This window comes from Frigoribacterium sp. Leaf8 (genome assembly GCF_001421165.1).
Classification (GTDB): domain Bacteria; phylum Actinomycetota; class Actinomycetes; order Actinomycetales; family Microbacteriaceae; genus Frigoribacterium.
On sequence record NZ_LMKB01000001.1, the window covers coordinates 530,293 to 548,662 of the forward strand.

11 protein-coding genes are annotated in these 18,370 nt (G+C 59.6%); 2 read left to right on the forward strand and 9 right to left on the reverse strand.

What is annotated here, in order from left to right; translation table 11 throughout:
* Nucleotides 1-46: 46 nt before the first annotated feature.
* The 5 genes from ASL10_RS15440 to ASL10_RS15855 form a co-directional block, all read right to left on the reverse strand.
* Nucleotides 47-3,496 carry a DEAD/DEAH box helicase gene (locus tag ASL10_RS15440; protein ID WP_082460085.1) on the reverse strand — a complete coding sequence of 1,150 codons (3,450 nt, stop codon included), beginning with the start codon at nucleotides 3,494-3,496 and terminating at the stop codon, nucleotides 47-49.
* Nucleotides 3,483-4,277 (reverse strand): hypothetical protein, encoded by a 795-nt coding sequence (locus tag ASL10_RS15840; RefSeq protein WP_157485193.1) that lies wholly within the window; start codon nucleotides 4,275-4,277, stop codon nucleotides 3,483-3,485. The genes ASL10_RS15440 and ASL10_RS15840 overlap by 14 nt, the downstream gene beginning before the upstream one ends.
* Before the next feature lie 1,155 nt (nucleotides 4,278-5,432).
* Nucleotides 5,433-5,831, reverse strand: coding sequence for a hypothetical protein (locus ASL10_RS15845; RefSeq protein ID WP_157485194.1), 399 nt, complete (start codon nucleotides 5,829-5,831; stop codon nucleotides 5,433-5,435).
* Nucleotides 5,818-6,684, reverse strand: a complete 867-nt coding sequence (locus ASL10_RS15850; RefSeq protein WP_157485195.1) for a hypothetical protein — start codon at nucleotides 6,682-6,684, stop codon at nucleotides 5,818-5,820. The genes ASL10_RS15845 and ASL10_RS15850 overlap by 14 nt, the downstream gene beginning before the upstream one ends.
* Entirely contained in the window at nucleotides 6,677-7,282 is a 606-nt protein-coding gene (locus ASL10_RS15855) for a hypothetical protein (protein WP_157485196.1), read from the reverse strand. Before ASL10_RS15855 ends, ASL10_RS15850 begins: the two co-directional genes overlap by 8 nt.
* 545 nt (nucleotides 7,283-7,827) lie before the next feature.
* Here ASL10_RS15855 and ASL10_RS15860 point away from each other — a divergent pair.
* Both ASL10_RS15860 and ASL10_RS15450 read left to right on the forward strand, forming a co-directional pair.
* Entirely contained in the window at nucleotides 7,828-9,903 is a 2,076-nt protein-coding gene (locus ASL10_RS15860) for a hypothetical protein (protein WP_157485197.1), read from the forward strand.
* Between the two features lie 9 nt (nucleotides 9,904-9,912).
* Nucleotides 9,913-14,154 (forward strand): DEAD/DEAH box helicase, encoded by a 4,242-nt coding sequence (locus ASL10_RS15450; protein ID WP_082460087.1) that lies wholly within the window; start codon nucleotides 9,913-9,915, stop codon nucleotides 14,152-14,154.
* A 22-nt stretch (nucleotides 14,155-14,176) separates the two neighbouring features.
* Here the strand turns inward: ASL10_RS15450 and ASL10_RS02510 are convergent, their stop codons facing one another.
* The 4 genes from ASL10_RS02510 to ASL10_RS02525 all read right to left on the reverse strand — a co-directional run bounded on the left by ASL10_RS02510 (nucleotide 14,177) and on the right by ASL10_RS02525 (nucleotide 18,370).
* Complete coding sequence (locus tag ASL10_RS02510; protein ID WP_157485198.1) at nucleotides 14,177-14,617, reverse strand: hypothetical protein; 441 nt, start codon at nucleotides 14,615-14,617, stop codon at nucleotides 14,177-14,179.
* Complete coding sequence (locus tag ASL10_RS02515) at nucleotides 14,614-15,138, reverse strand: ImmA/IrrE family metallo-endopeptidase (protein ID WP_056044038.1); 525 nt, start codon at nucleotides 15,136-15,138, stop codon at nucleotides 14,614-14,616. The genes ASL10_RS02510 and ASL10_RS02515 overlap by 4 nt, the downstream gene beginning before the upstream one ends.
* A 128-nt stretch (nucleotides 15,139-15,266) precedes the next feature.
* Nucleotides 15,267-17,195, reverse strand: a complete 1,929-nt coding sequence (locus ASL10_RS02520) for an ABC transporter ATP-binding protein/permease (RefSeq protein ID WP_056044041.1) — start codon at nucleotides 17,193-17,195, stop codon at nucleotides 15,267-15,269.
* Nucleotides 17,192-18,370 (reverse strand): hypothetical protein, encoded by a 1,179-nt coding sequence (locus tag ASL10_RS02525; RefSeq protein WP_157485199.1) that lies wholly within the window; start codon nucleotides 18,368-18,370, stop codon nucleotides 17,192-17,194. The genes ASL10_RS02520 and ASL10_RS02525 overlap by 4 nt, the downstream gene beginning before the upstream one ends.

Sequence of the window (18,370 nt, forward strand, 5' to 3'; positions counted from 1 at the left end):
GCGGGACTAGCCCGTCAAGCGCGCTTGCTCTGCCATGGCTCAGGCATCAATGCCACTCCTCCACTCGAACCGTTCCATCGGAGGTAGTCCACGCCCGCCAGAACTGCGCTGCCGTACTGAAAGGCACCGCAAGCCGTCCTAGGTGTTCGGAATCGGCCCCTCGAATGGCATCGTTCCCCCTAGCTAGGCGCACAGGCACTTCCACAGGCATCGCTTGGTTCGGAAGAACGGGCAGGGAGCGTTGCACTGGCGACCAGCTCGATTCTTCCGTCTCCGACTGATCTCGAAGGAAGTCGACCCATTGACTGTGCGAACTTGGCGTGGGCTTGTCGACCCGCTCCGAATAGGCCTGTAACGATGAGGATGCGAGCCAGGCATTGAACGTGGCGAAGCTTGTGACAGTGGGACTTAGTTCCTTCGCGACTATGTGAGCAACGGAACGTGACGGAAGCCCGGCCTGGAGAAGCATCATCGCGGCTCGGTCAAGCGATCCGGTTTGGACCGCGAGAGCCACCCAATTGACACTCTTCTCTGGCAGAAGGCGCTCCTCAGGAGCAAGGCGGCTACGCACTGATTCGAGGCCCCAGGACAAATTGAAACCGACCGAGTCCTCGATGAAGTCGTAGGCAGCATAGGTCGCCGTCGGATCGGAGAAGTTCAGCGAGCCCCCTGAGAGCCAGTGGGCGAGGACTGCTTCCCACTCTGTTGGGTGCTTAGACGCCGGCGTAAAGGGCGGAATCTCAAAGAGCAGAGCCACAAGCGCCGTGATTGCCGCGACGGCTGCTTCATTGTCATTCGTTTCGATGGCCGTCGTGGCCTCCTCATACAACGCGCCTAAAGCCGCCTCCCTCTCTGCAAGCAGACGCTCCGTTTGCAGGCCAATTCCAGCTAGGAACATGCCTCGACGTTGAGCTGCGGTCGTCTCACGCCAAACCACACCGGCACGCGCCTTGAGCACTTCGGGGTAGAGCAGCTGCTCAGCCCTTGGCAGCCGCGAAAGTGATCGGGACCAAAGTGAGTCTTTTAGGGCTTTCTCAAGTGCAACCGTCACGTCGTCGTCGTCGCTTGCCCCTCCGAGCAGGCTCAGCAGACTGACGTCAATCAGGGCAATTAGAGCAGCCAATTCGCCAGCGTCATCATCGCCCGTTCCGGATGAGATCTCTTGCTGATTGAGAACAAACTCGACAACGCTGGCGGCGTCTTCTTCGGGGACAGCCCTCTGAATGCGGCTTACGACTTGTCGAACGACCTCGACGATGCCGCTCCGGAGAGTGTGCTCGGAAGCTGCCGTCTGCAGCATGTCCCAGGCATCGAGCTTCGTTCGCCGCTTGCGGCCGTCGTGCTCGAGGACGGGAAAGAGGACCAGCCCCTCGACGTCAGCGAAGGCCCGGCCGGCACGACCTATCACGTTGAGAAAGTCGGCCGTAGGCATTGGACCACCGTCCAACCCAAAAATGCCGTGAAAGACCACTGTCGTCGCGGAAAGATTGATGCCCTGCGCCAAGGTTGGGGAAGCGATCACCAAGCGGAGTGCATTCTCACGGATGAGCCGCTCGACGTGGTGCCGATACTGGGTGGGCAGACTCCCGTGGTGGAGGCCAACGCCGAGCCGAAGACATTGAGTCACGACGTCTTCCGGTCCAAAAAGTTCCTCTGCTACACGAACAGCCTCGTCGACGGCAGGCTGATTGTTTACCGGAACGGGATCAAGAAGTCTTTGCCGGTGGAGACTAGGGATGCGCTTGGCCAGCGCAAGCACGGACGCTTTCCTGGGTGAGTAGATAAGGACTGTGTGATCGCGGCCGATGAGCGCCGCTGCGGTGGCGAGGGTCATCTCCGGCTGGTCGTTGGGGTACAGCGACTTTCGGCGCCCAACTGGCGTACCTTGCGGAAACAGTTGCGGAATGAATGGTTTTTCCCCACCCACGGTAAGTTCCATGCGACCCGAACCGGCTCTAGTCAACTCGACCAGGCCGAAACGCCGACGTGTAGGTGTCCAATCTGTGCGGATGAGCCCAGATTCGCCCTCACCAGTGAACCAATCGGCAAAGTCAGCGAGGGCGTCTCCCTCCGGAAGGACTGCAGAGAGGCACAGGATGCGTCGCCCAGCGGCATCAGAGCGATTTAGGAGCCGCTGAATCTGAGCTTCGTAACGCACTTCCCGCTGGCCAGGCCCAATCATGTGCCCCTCGTCGAAGACGATCAGCCCAACGTTGCCCAGTAACTCCTCGTCTTTCCGGAGAGCGAAGTCGAACTTTTCAGGGGTCGCTACGACTAGGTCGCTACTGGCAAGACCTCGCCCATCATTCGGAGTCACGCCCATAGGCCCGTACAGGGCGGAGACAGAGTAGCCGAGGGGGACGAAGAGCTTTCGCAGGTTGTGCTCGGTTTGAGAGGACAACGCCTTGAGTGGGGTAACGAAAATGATGCGCTGGTCACGAGCAAGGACTCGAAGTATGGCGAGTTCGGCGATGCGCGTCTTGCCCGCGCTGGTGGGCATGGAGAGAACGAGATCGGCGTCGGACTCAAGAACGGCGGCTGCTCCAGGCAACTGAGAAGGCCACAACTCAACTTCAGCCCGGGCGCGTGCTCTTAACCGAGTAATGAAAGCATCTCTGAGGTGGTGCCACTTTCCGCTGCTAACTTTGGCGGCGTCGGAATGAGGGGGCACTCGAGGGACCCTCGCGTGCAGACTCGCGTTCCACAGCCCCTCCAGGAGGTGGCTCGCAAGCCGATGCGTCCACCATTGCAAGACAAACCCGTGGTCTGCGGCAAGGGTGGCGCTCCTCGCAAGAGACGCCCTAGCTTCATCGAACAGGCCCCGAGCCCCATGGTCGAGTCCGGTCAACATCAGGCTCATAGCCTGCATGAACGTCAGATCTAGGGCATGAAATCGCGGGTCGATAATCGTTTCGTCATACATTCCTGGTGTTTCACTCTGACTCAGCTTTGGTTCGTCACTCCTGGAAGGAGAATCCAGAAGGGAGATAAGCCGCGGAATTCTCTCCCCAATGTGCTTGCTTAGAGCATCCAGGTCCCGGAGCATCAGCCGGCTCAGAGCGTATGCCGTTGCGTCATTTTCAGCATGAATCGGATTTCGATCGACGAGAGAATAGGCGCGTGCGGAGTAGCCCGCCAAGTGATAGCACATGGCGGCTATGGCTATGTTCATGTCGCGATCAGGGGCCTCGGGGTCACCGTCTCTTAACACAGCCTCCATGGCTTCAGCTGCTCGTTCAAACGCAAGTTCCACAGGCCTGGAGAGGTCGTTATCCTCATCCGCTTCCGACAGCAAGGCTAGTGCGTTCGATGCGAGACCAAACGCGTAACTCATGAGGTCGTAACTGAGTCGCTTCGCGAATTTCGGCCCGTTTCTCGGAACCAAGCCGCGTCTCCAGACCAAGGCGCGCGACTGACCCCGCGCCAATAGATTGCCGTTGCTTCCCGGCTCAACTGTTGCCATGACCTCGAGAGCGAGGTCCTCAGCGCCCGGCATCGGCGATCACTCCCTCATAGACGCTAGCTACGAAGTTGGCGTGGTTTGGTATGTGGACCAGAACTGAATGCTGGCCGGTTTTCGAAGAGGCGGTGTCCATGTCGGACCTCAGGCCTTTTTGCAGGTCCACGCCGGACAGAATGAAGAGAAGGTGCTCAATCCTTGAGAGTTTCACTGTGACGTCGGCGCGCATAGCGGCAGCCAGGAGACTTTCATGGTCTTCCTCCCACAGTCGCGTCTGAATGAAGCCCTTCGTGCTTGGGTTGGGCAACCCGTTATCCTTATCGAGCGCCTCGCGAGCTGCAGCGATGACGCTAGCCCCCGGCCTTACACCGCTTTTTGCCTCTCCTTTGAGATAGCGCGGCCGTGCCCGCCGGCCGGATGTCAAGCGCACGCCGATGAGGTCGTCACCGCGCATGGCCAGGCTTGCTCGATCTTTCCATCGGAGCCGAAAGATGACCTCGAAGCTAGTCGTACTGCGGATGAACTCCGCACCAAGAATCTCGCCAAGGTCACCAGAGCGGGTCCGCTTCGCACGCGCCCCGGGCAATGCTCCGTCGACGGCTGCGGCGAATGTCCGCTCTAGGCGGCTCATCGATTCATAGGCGGGTGCGAAGTAGCTGCGAATTGTCAGGGGGATCGAACTGCGGAGAAACTCTCGCATATCACCCTCCGCGAGTCGCACGACGGTGATGCGTTTGCCGGGAGAGTGGTCCTCCGTCACTCCAGCCGGAAAAAGCCTCCCAGCGCCCCCCACGGTGGTTGCTTGTTCCGTATTCATAGTGCTCCCCCTGAGCTTGCCAAGCGGCCGTCGAAATCACGCTCAAGCAGTTTTGCGGCGCATCGGCCAAAGGCTCAGGTCGTGCGCCGCGCGGTCGGCAAAGCGGACAATCCGCTTAGAAACCGTTCCTATAAATCTATAGCTCAGGCCGCATCCGAACCACATCTAGGAACCTGCCACGATCGGATGGCATCCCTCCAAGCCTCCGGGAAGGCTGGGGTCGCAACGCCTGCGTGTCGAATTGCGAGACCCTGCCCGTGAGGCCTCTGCTCATGGCCACCATAACAAGTAGCTTGCCGCATCACTTCGGGCCCGAACGCCTCAGACGGCGGCTGAATCTCTACGTTGACGTGCAGTCCATGGCAGATGGCCTAACGCTCAGGCACCTCCCGCCGACAGTCACCTAGCAAGTCCGAAGGCATTTCTAGGGGGAACCAATGAAGCAGAGACGCATTATCCGAAACGACGCGGAGGCCTGGAAGGACTTCATGCCCCAGCCTGGAAATGGAGGCGTGCCTCAGCATCGGGAAGTGGAGGCCTTCAAGTCGGCAGTGCAAGACAACGACGAACTACGTCAGAAGGTCATTGGGGAACTACGGGAGAGATCCGAGGGTCAGCCCGCTATACAGCTTGGCATTTTGGTAGCAAGCTTGTCGGCCTTCGCAATCATCGTCACGATGTTTCCGCGCACTCTCGACTTGACTTCTGCGTCATCGCTGGAACTCTTTCAGTCCCTGTTCCTCACGACCGGAGCCTGCGTCCTGGCCCTTTTCATGCTCGGCGCAGCGCTTACGGCGCACCAACAGAGTCGCACTCGGCACGCTTCTTCCTACTTGCAGGCCTACCTCGAGGTACTCCCTCGGCTGGGTGACGTTCCGAAGTCTTGATCGACTAGCTCGTGACTCAGATGGCTGCGCTCCTTTGCCGCAGGGGCGCCCGAGTGCGATGGTCTGATTTGGGGCCACGCGTACAAGGTGCTTGAACGCTCAGAGGGCGAATTTCGACCTCGCCCCTGCGGCTACTCGCGTACGCCTTCCTGGGGTTAGCATGCGGAAGGCCCACGTTTGAGCGTCGGGAGCCAATCTCCCCCGACCGAGGTCGATCGGAGCCCGTCCTTCCGCCGGCCCACGCTGCCTGCAAGTGTTACTACCCGCGTTAGTCCGACCAGGCCGTGAAGCGGCGCTTTGTGAACGCGAAAACATGAAAAGCTCTGTCCGCATCAAGGAAGCCAAGGAGAATATCGTCGTCCTCCACCTCGGCCTCGTCCGAGTGCCTCGTGGGTTTCTTCATCGGGAAACCGACGACGATTGCCGGCGTATCAAGATCTGGGTACTGTCTGTTGCGCAGCCACTGCTTCCAGCGAACTAGCTGACCGACTTCGAAAGGCTCCTCAGCTTCCCATTCCTCAAGGGCTGCGCGTAAACGGTTTCCGTATCCTGGGTCACGAGCTGCTTCCTTGTAACGGCGCCACCTCTGCTCGTCCTCGGATACAAGGGCGGCTGAAAGGTCTTCCGAGGCGTCCGCCGCTGAATTGAGGGACTCATCGTGCGTCATTGTTGGCCTTTCCTAATTCAAACCGCTCTGACTGGCTCAACTGGAGTGACGGGTAGCTGCTACTCCGATGGGCATTCCCGGCACCACCCGATGGGTGAAGCAGTGAGGAGTTCTTGCTAAAGCCACCCATTGCGCCGAAGGCACGAGCGAAAGCTGCCTCAGGCGCTGCAGAAGCATTCTTCGCGGGCTCGTCCTCGAGTTGCTGCGCTCTGAGCTGCGACGTGAGTTGCCGAAGTTTGCGGTAGAACTGACGTGCGCTACGGATTCCAGGCACTGTATCGACGGCAAAGACGGCGGTTAGGTGCAGGGCATGCGGGTCGTTGTTCTCTTGGTAGTAGAGCGCTCGGAGGAGGAAGTAATCGATATCTTCAACTGGGGAAAACTCCGAGAACAGATCGAAGTAAGCCTTTGCATCTCCGTTGGTCTTCTCTACGCGAATACGCAAGGACCCAAGCAATAGCGGTCTCACCGCCTTTCGGACCGTCATTCGGAAGTCTGCAAGTGCTTCTCTTTCCATGACGTTCCAGGAAAAGCCGCGACTGGCTACGTGCCAATCGTGCAGCTTGTCCGCTTGTCCCCTCAGGGAGTGAACGCCCTCCACTAGCTGCTTGAGCTGAGGCCCAATGAGCGCCACAACCTGCCCAGCCTCATGCCAGACTGGAGGAGATGTACGGAGCCGATGAACGTAGGGCAGCGTGTCTTCCGTCACCTCGCGCAGAGACACGGACTCATGGCGGCCATTCACGGCGACAAACAACGTGCCCTCGACGTCAAGCACCGGGTCGGCAGAAAATATGGCATTCTCATTGCCCAAGAGGTCGGCCGCGAAGCCAACGACACGGATGTCATTCATTGAAGTTCCTTTTCCGCAAATCAGATGTCATTGACCCGTAAGGGTCCGGTACGCTCTTGGCCACTCGACCTAGAAGCCGAGCATGCTTCAAGCTTTCTTCCGGCCCAAGCGGATTCTCATGGCTCGTCAACCACCGGCGGTAGCGGCCAAGATAGTCCTCCCGGAAGTACACATGCCGTGCCCTCAGGTGTTTCTGGTCCGTCATGACAGCTCGCAGGCGACCCTCCCAAGCCCATCGGCGCGGATCAGCCCGCCGGGACATCGAAATTTCCGGCGCGAAGGGCTTCTCGGGCGTCACCGCCCTGTCCTCAGTCAAGTAGTCAGAACTGGGGTGAAAGGAATCAGTGATCCAAGCGCGAAGCGCGGCTTGATGCGACTGCAATGGAATGGCGTGTCGGTGGACCACGTCGGCAGGAGCGTCAACACTTGGGTTTGAAAGAGAGATGTGGCCGAGCGCAACCCCTCCTGTGTCGAACGGCGCGACAGCTCCGGAGATGGTTCCGTCTTCGATAGCTGCAAAAACAGCAACATAGTCACCAAATTCTGGGGAGTTTCTGCCAATCCCGTAATACACGTACTGATTCCCCGCCCAGAGCATCGCCTCTGCCTTAGCCGTGCTCGACGATCGGGGCAGCCCATAGAACCGGCCCGTCAGGCGACGGAGCAAGATCTCTTGCCAGGACATCGTCGACGACGCGACCGCGCTTCCAGAGCTAGCCCCCACCACTGGTCCCGGCGGCCTCACGCGCATGCCTTGGACCCACGGCAATGCCCCGTTCCGCGACCAGGCTTTGACGCCCAAAGCCAAGGGGCTGGACGCGCGTTGGAGTAGGGAGGAGAGCCACATCGCTCTTGACAATACCCATTCGTCGCGTACTGTCGCGAACCTCCTTTAGGGGCCCGGGCTCAGCCTCGCCACGAGTTCCACCGAATTTACTTGCAGGGCGCCCGCCACGAGCGTGACGTGGTGTTCATTAATCGCGCTGACAGGTGCCCTCGAGAATCAGAGTTAGACGCATTCCTACTGTGGCCCTTTAGTTCAGCCTCAGGTGCTCGAGGTGGAATCCGAGTTCTGCCCTGTACGCGAGAATAGGTATGAGCCAAAGGGAGAGCCTTGGCCTGGTAGCGCGAGGTAGGAATGATATGCCGAGTTTCTCGATCCTCGACGCCGGCGAGTTGCCTGTCCGAGAACTGGCCGTCTTGGCGAAGCGCGAGGCCCATCGGCCCCGCCCCATTTACACGGCACACAAGTGGTTCGCTCGCCGCTTCGGAACCGCCATGAGGGCCCTCCTCGTTGCCTCTCAGCAACCGGCGGGCGAAAGTTTTTGGGACGCGTTCAACGGGCAGGCGGACCTGCGTGGCTTGACGGTGGCAGACCTCTTCATTGGAGGCGGCACGAGCCTTTATGAGGCGCAACGACTGGGAGCAGACGTCGTGGGCGCCGACATCGACCCTGTTGCTTGTCTCGTCACGAAATTCGAGCTTGCCGCGCGAAGCATCCCGGACCCGGCGCGGCTCGTGGATCGCGCCCTTGCGGCCTCCGCCGCCCAGCGAGCGCTTTACGAAACCATCTCGCCAGCCGGCGAGAGACGCATCGGGTTGCACTTCTTCTGGGTCCAAGTCGTTGAGTGCGGGGCGTGTGAAGTCCACTTCGACGCACACCCCGACTACCTCCTCGCGAGCACTCCTTCGGGGAAATGGGCATTCTGCAGCTCATGTGGAGACGTGTCCGCCTTGGACGGGAAGTCGGAGACCCTGGACTGCCACTGTGGATCGGCGACGCTCTTGACCCAAGGAACTGCCCGCAAGGGAGCAGTCACATGCCCCAATTGCGGACATGAAGAGAAGTTGATTCATCTGGCCAGGAGGACGACGGCAACGCCCAATTACCGCCTCTTCGCGATCGAATCGATACCCGCTGAGAGCGCTTCAGGACGGCCGGTACCCATGGCGGCAAGGACGTTCCACAAAGCCAATGCCTACGACCTCGAGCAGTACGATTCCGCGACTGCAGCCCTAGAGCAAGAGAGCGGGCTTCTGCCGTCTCGCCAGATACCCCATGAAGGCCGCAGTGACAGCAGATTGACGAGCTACGGGTACAGGACCTACACGCAGCTCTTCAACCAGCGTCAGTTGCTCCACTTGAACCGCCTCCTGGCACAGATTCCGGCACTTGACCCGCGAGACCAGATGACTTTTTCGCTGGCCCTCTCCAATCACCTCACATCGAACAACATGCTGACCCGCTACAGCGCTGGATACCGGCAGGTGACTCCCCTGTTCTCCCTTCGAGCCTTCGCGCACTCGACCCGGCCCGTGGAGCTGAACCCCTGGCTGGTGAAGACTGGACGAGGCACGTTTCCCAATGCGCTCAATAAGGTTTCGCGTGCAATTGCTGACGCCAAGGACCCGAGAGAGTTGACACCGAACGGGTTCCTTTCGACACCAGCACTCGGGCACAACACTCGAGCAGAGGTCCACAATGTCGATAGCCGGCACCTTTCAATGGTGCCGGATATGTCGGTGGATCTGGTTCTGACGGACCCGCCGTACCTCGACAACATTGACTACAGCGAGCTTTCCGACTTCTTCGTCCCCTGGCTGGCCGCGGCGGGACAAATTGAAGATCCAGGAGGACCGTCGCCAAAGTCTCTCGCCGCGAAGAAACGCATCGGTGACAGCGTCAAGATTTTCAGTGACGGGCTCGCTGCGTGCTTCGGCGAAGCCACCAGAATTCTCGCTCCTGATGGACGCCTTGTTTTCACATTTCAGCACGCCTCTGTGCGTGCCTGGGAGGCTCTCGGTCATGCGCTGGCCGCCAACGACCTTGAACCCGTAACGGTCTTCCCCCTTCTTGGCGATAGCGAAGCGAGCCCGCACCGCTTTGCCGGTTCGACGACGTGGGACTCAGTTTTCGTTCTTCGGCGAGCAGAACCGTCGTTTTCCAAAATGCGTAACGGCTTGATGTCCGCGTCCCACATTGAAGCCTGTAGAGCACATGCAACCTCGTGGGCGGACAAGCTTTCGTTGGGGGATGCCGACCGTTTGAACATCACCCGAGCGTCAATCGTCGCTGGTCACCTCGGCTTCCTGATCCCCGAAGACGCGCCGTTCTCGCTCGCGCCGCTCGACCTGGTGACAGCACTCTCCCCCGGACAGGCGTCAGCGACTGGGAGTGTCGATGCTTATGCTGAGGAGCTGGCTAAATCAATGGTGTAGGGGTGGGCAATGCCAAGGCTGAACAAGACGGCGTTCACGGATTTTGCGTCGACGGGGTGCGAAAAACAACTGAGGCTGTCGCTCCATCCCGATAGCGGTTCCTACCTTGCGGAGCGAAAGGCTTTAAACCTCCCTCATCAGCAAGTTAGACCTGCCCTTCAAATCATCGCTGAAGCTGGCAATGAATGGGGCCGTGCGAAGGTACTTGACCTGCAGCTGGCATTCGGAGCGGACCGCTTGCTTGGCAAAGACCCCAAACCGTCTGGCCCGCCGTCGCTGCCTGGTGTCGCGTTCGCGACGGGCGAGTTGTCGCTCTACTTGGCGCGCGCTGCGGCAGGTGACTTCCTAATCGAAAATGAATTTGACGCGGATAACAGCACCTTTATCCGCCTGCACGGCCTGGACAAGGTGGAAAGTGACGGCGCGCAGATCAGCCTGGATCTGAGCCGCGTGCGGCCAGACATCATTGAAGTTCAATCACCGCAGAGCTGCATTTCAGTCGTCACGCCAGAAGGAGACGTCCGCCGGCTCGAAGCGGCAGATGATCGCTTGATTCTGCGAGTCATCGACGTCAAGCTCACGACGGAACCAGGACCGCGTTACTTTGCCGAGTTGGCCTATTACTGCCTAGCCCTGGCTGCCTGGCTTAGGCATTCAGGACTCGAAGACACCTACGCTGTCAGTGCTTCTGCGGCCGTCTGGCCTGGAAGCGAAGGCGCGTCTCCGTTGAGCCTTGCCGTGGTTGCAGGCAACCCCAATACCTATGACGCGTTCCATGAGAGTTTGGAAGAAGCCCCCCTCCGTATATTCGTAGCCACTGTGCGTCGGGTAATCCGGGTCATCATTCCCAGGGTGCTGGCCACGCCGTTCGATGCCTTGCCCTGGACCGTCGGACCTCGCTGTCAAGGATGCGAAAATCTTGGGCAGAAGTTCTACGACGAACCAGGAACGAACGCATCCGACTGGGATCCCCGCCACTGCATCCCTCTGGCAAAAAAGACTCAGAACCTTTCTAGACTGCCATTTTTGTCTCGCGGATCAATGACAGTGCTGCGCTCAAACGGCCATGCAGATCTGCCAGCGATCGCAGGCCTGGAACCCAGCAACACGGCGTTCGATTCCCATCATCGGCTACGGGGTCAACGGACGATGGTCTCAAAGCGGGCGCGAGCCTTGACCGGCCTGGACACTGATCCCCTAGACAGCGCCACCGCCTCTACGGCCGCAATCCCGCGCTTCGCAAAGTTGCGCATATACCTCACGGCGGACTTTGACCCCGGCAGCGCCCTCACCCTCGCCTTCGGCATGACCTGGTCATGGCTCGATGCAACGACGAAACTTACCAGCGTTCAGCGAATGCGCATGCACTACACCGAGGAGAAGACCGTCGAGGCTGAATGGGCCGCGCTACTCAGCCTCCTTAGCGACATTTCGACAGTGTTGCGTGAAGCAGAAAAGCAAGACGGCGACCCGACATTCCAGGTATACGTCTGGGACGATCTGAGCCTCAAGCACCTCACGCGGGTTATCGGTCGTCACCTAGGCCACATTCTCATCGATGGCGAGTTGGCTCGACTCGCCTGGCTCTTCCCGCCCGATGAAATACTCCCTAGCGCCCGTCTGGCAGGCGTGCCAGCCATCAGCGTGACCAAGAACGCTGTTCGGAGTTTGCTGACACTTGACATTGCCCACACTTACACACTGCTAGGGACAGCGCGTGCGTTCCATCGGCCGGACCACCCCAACCCCAAGTTCTACGTCCCAATGTTTTGGGAAGATCCCTTCAGTGACCAGGTACCCCCAGAACGTGCACACCAAGTTTGGGGAGGCCAGCGCTCGTCGCACTCACCGACCAAGGCGCAGTTGGCGTCGGATCTGTTGACCACCGTCAGATCGAAACTTGCGGCCCTCTCGAACGTGACGGATTTTCTCAGTCGAGAACTGACAGGCCGACTTCCCAGGGAAGCACCCAAAATTTCCCACCTTGGTCCCACGAAAGAGTTGGCCGCCTCCAGTCACCTTGGTGCATTGCTTTATGCGCACGCCCGCCTCAACGCGGCGCTATCACAGCTAGAGAAAAATCAACTACGGACATTGCCGCTTGCCGAAAGAGAAGCAAAGTTTGAGAGCGCCATTCTGGAGGAGAGACTAGACGGCAAGGACTCGGCCGAAGTCCTGCAACTGTTGGCCATCGAACCCTCGAAAAATGCGCTTGTGTACAAGGTCGCCCAGTCATCCAAGGACGCCAAAATCAAGCAAGGCAGCTTCAATTGGTCCTTACTTCCAAAGGAGTTGACGCAAAGCGGCGGGCTCACTGTCAAGCGCTTCTTGAATTCGCACCCAGAACAGGCGGATGGTTTCTCACAATTCGGGGATGAACTGTTCCGCAAAACTCTCAACCAGGTCTTTGCCGCCACCATTCTCGGCATTGATCGAAGTCGAGGCTTCGTTGTTTTGGAACTGAGTTCCTACAGCACAGATCCAGACATCCGGAAGCAGCTGGAGGCCTGTGGACTCGTGAACCTTGCTCTGGACGTGGTACTTGATCCAACCGACAGTGACTGGTTCACCAAGCCACTAGGCGACGTTATTCGCGCAGTGGGCAATCCTCCCTCTTCTTCCAGAAGCTTGCCCATCCAACAGGCACTGGGTTCCAGGCGTAGTCCACGAAATACGAAGGCTCATCCAGCCGAAACATTTATCTGGACTCCTCTTGAGGTCTCCGAATTACGGAACGATGTCGACCTCAGCGAGTCGCTTGCAATACTTCAATCCGCCGGCGTGAGTCTCAATGACAGCCAAAGATCAGCTTGGGGTAAAGCGCTGACCAGCCACCTCACCCTCATCTGGGGTCCCCCCGGCACGGGGAAGACAGCGACCCTTCGGGCCCTCTTGTTTTCCCTTGTTCATCTCCCCCAATCGACACGCCCGCTACGCATCGGCGTCGTAGCGGGCACATACACGGCGGTAGACACGTTGCTCGAATCCTTCGTACAGCGTTTTTCTGACGACCTACCAACGAGCATTCGCCGGCTGCGAAGCAGCGGCCCTGCCGTGACATGGCTCAACGACGATGAGAACGTTCTGACTAAGGATCCAGGCGCCTTGGCAAGCGTCAAGAGACTCCTGAACGGGGAGCAGGCCGTGATCGTCGCCGGAACACCCCAACAGCTCCGCAAGCTCGGAACTGACAAGGGCGGGCTCTTCGACGTGCTCCTAATCGATGAGGCTGGCCAGCTCGATGTCGCTCACGCCCTAATGGCCATTGCGGGCCTCACCACGGATGGCACGCTCGTCGTAGCGGGTGACCCCAAGCAGTTGCCACCCATTCATCAAGCTGACCCACCTATCGGTCTCGAGAGCTTTGTTGGCTCGATCTATGACTACTACCGGACTGGGCATGACGTGCGCGAAGAGAGCTTGCTCATCAACTACCGATCCAATGACACAATTGTCCAGCTGGGGAAACGTGCGGGCTACCCTGACGAACTAACTTCTGCCAACCCAGAACGAAAGCTCGTCTACTCAGACGCCGCGAGCGAATGGGCCATTCAAGGCTTGCGCCCAACCGAGTGGCCAGCTGGCCTGGCTTTCTCAGACATCGTCCCCGCCATCGCGAGCCCTGGCCGCGAGGTGGTGTGCGTGGTGTACCCAGAGGGAGTTTCGGGACAATGGAATGATTTTGAGGCAGCGCTCGTGGCCCAAGTCGTCGCGTGGTACAGGTTGGCGCTCAAAGACGGCGACCTGCCCTCCCTCCGTAACGACGAAATCTTCTGGACTCAGAAGCTCGGAATTGTCACACCCCACAGAGCACAGAGGACCCGTGTCATCGACGTCTTGCTCGAGCACTTGGACGATGGTTCTCACTCGAAGGAGCTTCGGCACTGGATTGACTCCGCGGTCGACACGGTCGAAAGGTTCCAGGGTCAAGAAAGGGACATCATCATCGCTACCTATGCCGTAGGCGACCCTGACACAATCGCGGAGGAATCAGAGTTTCTACTCAGCCTAAATAGATTCAACGTTTTGGCTACGCGGCCGCGATACAAGCTGGTTGTAATTGCCAGCAGGGAACTCGCAGAGCATATCGATTCAGATCTGGAGGTGATTCGAAACAGCGTGATGATTAAGGACTTTGTGGACTTGTACTGCAATAAGAGCAAGGCGTGGGACGTGTCGCTTGACCCAGCTGAACCGGTCGTTCACGCCGAACTGCGGTGGCATGATCCCGCCTGGCCCATGGAGTCATAGACCGCAGCGCCAAGGACGGCGGTCACAGCTTGGTCGATTGCGACTTGCCAGACCCCTCATACAATGAGTTTGCGATTATATATCCAAGGCCCAGTGTCTCGACAAGGGCCGAGGAGAACCACGCAATCATTACAGACGGTTCGACCTGGTCACCCACGGTGATCAGGTACCCCGACATGAATACGGTTGACGCCACGAGCACGCCTGATATGGACGCGATGGCCCACACGAAGAAATGACGCCTTTGATCACCTTGCTGCTTGAGCTTGGCCAGTCGCTCCTTTTCGATGGACCCAAGCGTTTCTGCGCTCTCGCGGCGAATATCACGCATGGCCCGGTGGTGCTCCAACTCGGAGTCACCGGTCAGCTCTTGGAAGTCCATCTTGCGCTCGACGGGAGCCTTACGGAGATCGTCGGCTCGAGCCTGGCTTGGGGTGTCTTCGTATGGGGTCTCGGCGGTCACAGTGAACGAGACTCCAGGACTCCCTCTGCCTTGAACTTTCGAATGCGTACCTGCACCGCGGCCCGACTCACGGCGAAGACGGTGGCCAGGTCGCTCACACTTACACCTTGGTTTGCCAGGTCAATGAACCGTTCCGCGGGCATCAGGACATTTGCCGCGAACTCGTCCGCGTACAGCTCATGGAGATCCCACTGACCGCCTCGACCGTTCCGGAACGCGTTACCAGATGGCTCTTCGAACGAATATTCCTTGTCTTTCGCCTCGAGTCGTTCCATATAGTGCCCGATCTCGTGAGCGCACGTGAACACCTGACGGGTGATGCTTTCATGCTCAGCAATCAAGATCTGTACCTTGTCCGCGTCAGCAACGATGGCGCCAGACAGCTCGTCGTCAAAGCGAGTGAATCCGACTTCAATTCCAAGCTCCCTGGCGATCGAAATCGGGTCAACGGGAAGGGTCCCGTCCCAATGTTCCTCGAGCGTTCGGACTGCTGCTTCACGGGCGGCCTCGACTACCAGCACTTTGCCTCCAATTTGACCGAAGCTTACGACCAGCGACTGTCATTCCTGCACGGAACGCTCCAAGCTTCCTTCGTGACGCCTGATTTCGCCTATGAACACATGGGCAGGAGGACCACGGGCGTCCGAAGTCAGCTTCGTAAAGCTAGCGCAGGTTGCACGCGCGAGGCCTGCACGGCAGGTGCGATCGTGGAAACGGCTCCAACGAGGACACCCACAATGATGCCCAGAGCTGATGCGCTTGCCGAGAGCGATGGACTCCACCCCTGCGCAACACAAGCGAGGAGTGCTACCAGGACACCGAGAGCAGCACCGGCAAGCCCGCCCGCTGCGCCGAGAGTCAGCCCCTCGAGGAAGAAGAGGCTTGCGACGTTAGAGCGACTGGCGCCGATTGCCCGTCGGAGTCCGATTTCAGAACGACGAGTCAGCACCGAGCTTGCCATGACCGCCGCTGTGGCCAAGACGGCGAGCACGAGAAGAACAAGGGCCATGATCAGCACCAACCCGTTCAACTGTTCATTGACCCCTTCCCGGATGCTGCCAATGTCGGCGAGGGCTTGTACCTTCACGGAGTTTGGAGCGCTCGGTTCCAAGGCCAGGGGCAGCGCAGTGCCTACGGCGTTTGACATGCCGGGTTCCGTGGTGAGGAACATTGTCGCGGCGGAGGTGAGACCGATCCGTTGCCTGATCGCTTCGTTGGACACGACGACAGAGTTGCTCAGCCGTGGATTGCGAGTACTTGCATCGATAATGCCGACCACGGAAAACGAGTGCCCGTCGACCCAAACTTTTTGCCCGGGATAAGGCCCCGAAATGCCAAGGTTCGCAGCTGCCTCCTGGCCGACGAGGGCGACATCAAGCGCGAAGGGTCCATCGAGGGCTTCGATTGCCCCTGGGGTTGTGGTCTTGGCGCCGAAGGCGTGCAGGATGCCCGTATCTGCCCCCGTGAGGAAGCCAGTGAAGCGTTCCGGCCCGCGAGCGGAGGGCCCCAGCCTTGTGACTGTGGCGTCTCCGTTACCGACATCGATTTGCACACCCCCGGAACGCACTCCGTCTAGCGCCAGGGCCGTGCCCAGGTCATCTGATGAGAACTGGCGGGCCGCGGCGTCGTCTCCGGAGACGGTTGCGTAGACCTCGTCGAGTGCCGCAGTCGTAAGAAGGCCTGAGATCTGGTTGGCGGCAGATTGGCTGATGCCGTCAGCGGCTACGAGGCCGCCGGACCCGAGCATGACCACGAGCAAGAGGAGCAGTGTTCTCAGCGGCTTGCCGGTAATCCCGTACACGGCGTCTGACAAGGCGTCGCTAAATCGACGAAGCGGGCCGATGCGTCGCGACGAGGTGGCTGCCGCCAGAGTATGGCGTTTTAGGGTAGTCGCCTCCTCGCGGCGGGTCTCGCGAAGCCGCCCGTCGGTAAGAATCAACTGCCGCGTGGCGGCTGCGGCGAGCACGGGGTCGTGGGTGACAACCACCACGGTGACTCCTGCGCCGTTCAGGCGGTGGAGCAGTGCGATGATCTGCTCGGTGTTGCGTGAATCGAGGTTTCCAGTTGGTTCGTCGAGCAGAAGCACGTCAGGCTTGTGGACCAGCGCGCGGGCAATGGCCATGCGCTGACGCTCGCCACCAGAAAGCAGTGCTGCGTCGTCGTTAGCTTTGTGACGGATGCCTGCCTGTTCGAGGGCTGTCGCGACGGCGCTGGCGCGGTCGCGAACAGGGACACCCAGGATGGCCAGCGGAAGTTCAACGTTTTTGGCTACGGTCCGGCCGCCGATGGCGTGAGAAGACTGGAAGACGAAGCCGAAGGTTCGGGACCTAAGGGAGTCAACTTGTCCCGGCCGGAGATCGGAAACCGAGACACCCCTGACTGTGTACGTCCCTGTGTCCATGGTGTCGAGCAGCCCCAGGACATTCAGCAGGGATGATTTGCCGGCGCCAGAGGGGCCCGTGATGCCCACGAAGTCTCCTGGTGAGATTTCAAAGCTGACGTCGTCAAGGGCGACGGCCCCTTGGGTGCCGGGATAGACCTTGCGGACGTGCTGGAAGTCAATGACCGCTTGGCTCACGGGCTGACTCGAATCGTGTCGCCTACGGCGATGGAGTCAGAGGCTGCCAGAAGAGCCCAGCCGTCTGACTGGTCAGTCACCGTGACGGGGACCTTCTCATATTCGTCGGTCCCGTTGGCGTCAGCACCCGAAAGTACAAACACCGAGGTGGCGCCAGCGTCTTCGCGGATCGCCGTGAGCGGGACTGCCGCGCTCGTGGCCGTGGCGACATCGAAGTCGACTACAAGCGTGTCGCCTGATGTCCACGGGTTGCCGTCCGCGCCGAAGTCGATAGCGAGGTTGACGTCATAGCCCGGGAACGAGGCTGCGGCGTCGTCGGAGTCGGTACTCGCGGCGCTGTCATCCGAATTCGTCCCCCCAGTCTCCTCAGCGACGTCTCGAAACTCGCTGATGGCCACGATGGACGCAGAACGGGTGTCGGGACTGGTTTGCGACCTAAGCGTGGCGGAACCACCGACCGAAAGGTAGGTCTTCGAAACACTGTCTACGCGGACGTTCAGCTGATCGACAGCTGTTGACATCGTCACGACGGGAGTACCAACCTCGAGCGCGGTGTCGGCAGGTGCCTTCTGCGTGACCGTCACCGGCTCAGCGGGTAGGTCGAATATGGAACGCGCAGCCAGCGCCTCACCTCCCAAAGTGCCGGTGGCGACAAATTTTGCGCGTTTGAAAAGCTTGTCGACTGCAATTCGGGTCTTGTAGGAGTACTTGTCGTCAACCGATCCCGTGAGGATTCCCGCGTCCTTGAGAGCCTGATTGAGCGAGAGGACGTCAACCCCCTCTGCGTCCATTTGCAGATCCCGGTACATCGGCACAGTAAGTGACAGAGCGAAAACGGGATCACCGTTCATGGCGACAAGCAGATCCCCCGACGTCACAGCATCGCCGATGTTCTTGGGTGAGGAAGTAGCGACAGGAATGCTGGCACCGGGCGCAGCCGCGGCGGGCAGAACGGTTGTGGAGCCCGCAGCGAGGGACCCTTGGAACGGGTCGAGCTGCAGTTCGCGTGTTTCGACCTTGGCGGTGACTTCGACGGCCCGCAGGGAGTTGGTAAGGGTTTGCTCGTCGGGGCCTCGAAGAAACGAACCGGCTACTAGACCGCCGCCGCCCGCGAGCACCACCGCGAGGGCGCTGACCAAGACGAAGGTCTTGTGCGGCCACCGGGTGAGCTTCAC

Bases quoted from the DNA above. Each gene is read 5' to 3' on its own strand.
- ASL10_RS15440 (WP_082460085.1), bottom strand. From the start codon at position 3,496: ATGCCGGGCGCTGAGGACCTCGCTCTCGAGGTCATGGCAACAGTTGAG.
- ASL10_RS15840 (WP_157485193.1), bottom strand. From the start codon at position 4,277: ATGAATACGGAACAAGCAACCACCGTGGGGGGCGCTGGGAGGCTTTTT.
- ASL10_RS15845 (WP_157485194.1), bottom strand. From the start codon at position 5,831: ATGACGCACGATGAGTCCCTCAATTCAGCGGCGGACGCCTCGGAAGAC.
- ASL10_RS15850 (WP_157485195.1), bottom strand. From the start codon at position 6,684: ATGAATGACATCCGTGTCGTTGGCTTCGCGGCCGACCTCTTGGGCAAT.
- ASL10_RS15855 (WP_157485196.1), bottom strand. From the start codon at position 7,282: ATGCTCTGGGCGGGGAATCAGTACGTGTATTACGGGATTGGCAGAAAC.
- ASL10_RS15860 (WP_157485197.1), top strand. From the start codon at position 7,828: ATGCCGAGTTTCTCGATCCTCGACGCCGGCGAGTTGCCTGTCCGAGAA.
- ASL10_RS15450 (WP_082460087.1), top strand. From the start codon at position 9,913: ATGCCAAGGCTGAACAAGACGGCGTTCACGGATTTTGCGTCGACGGGG.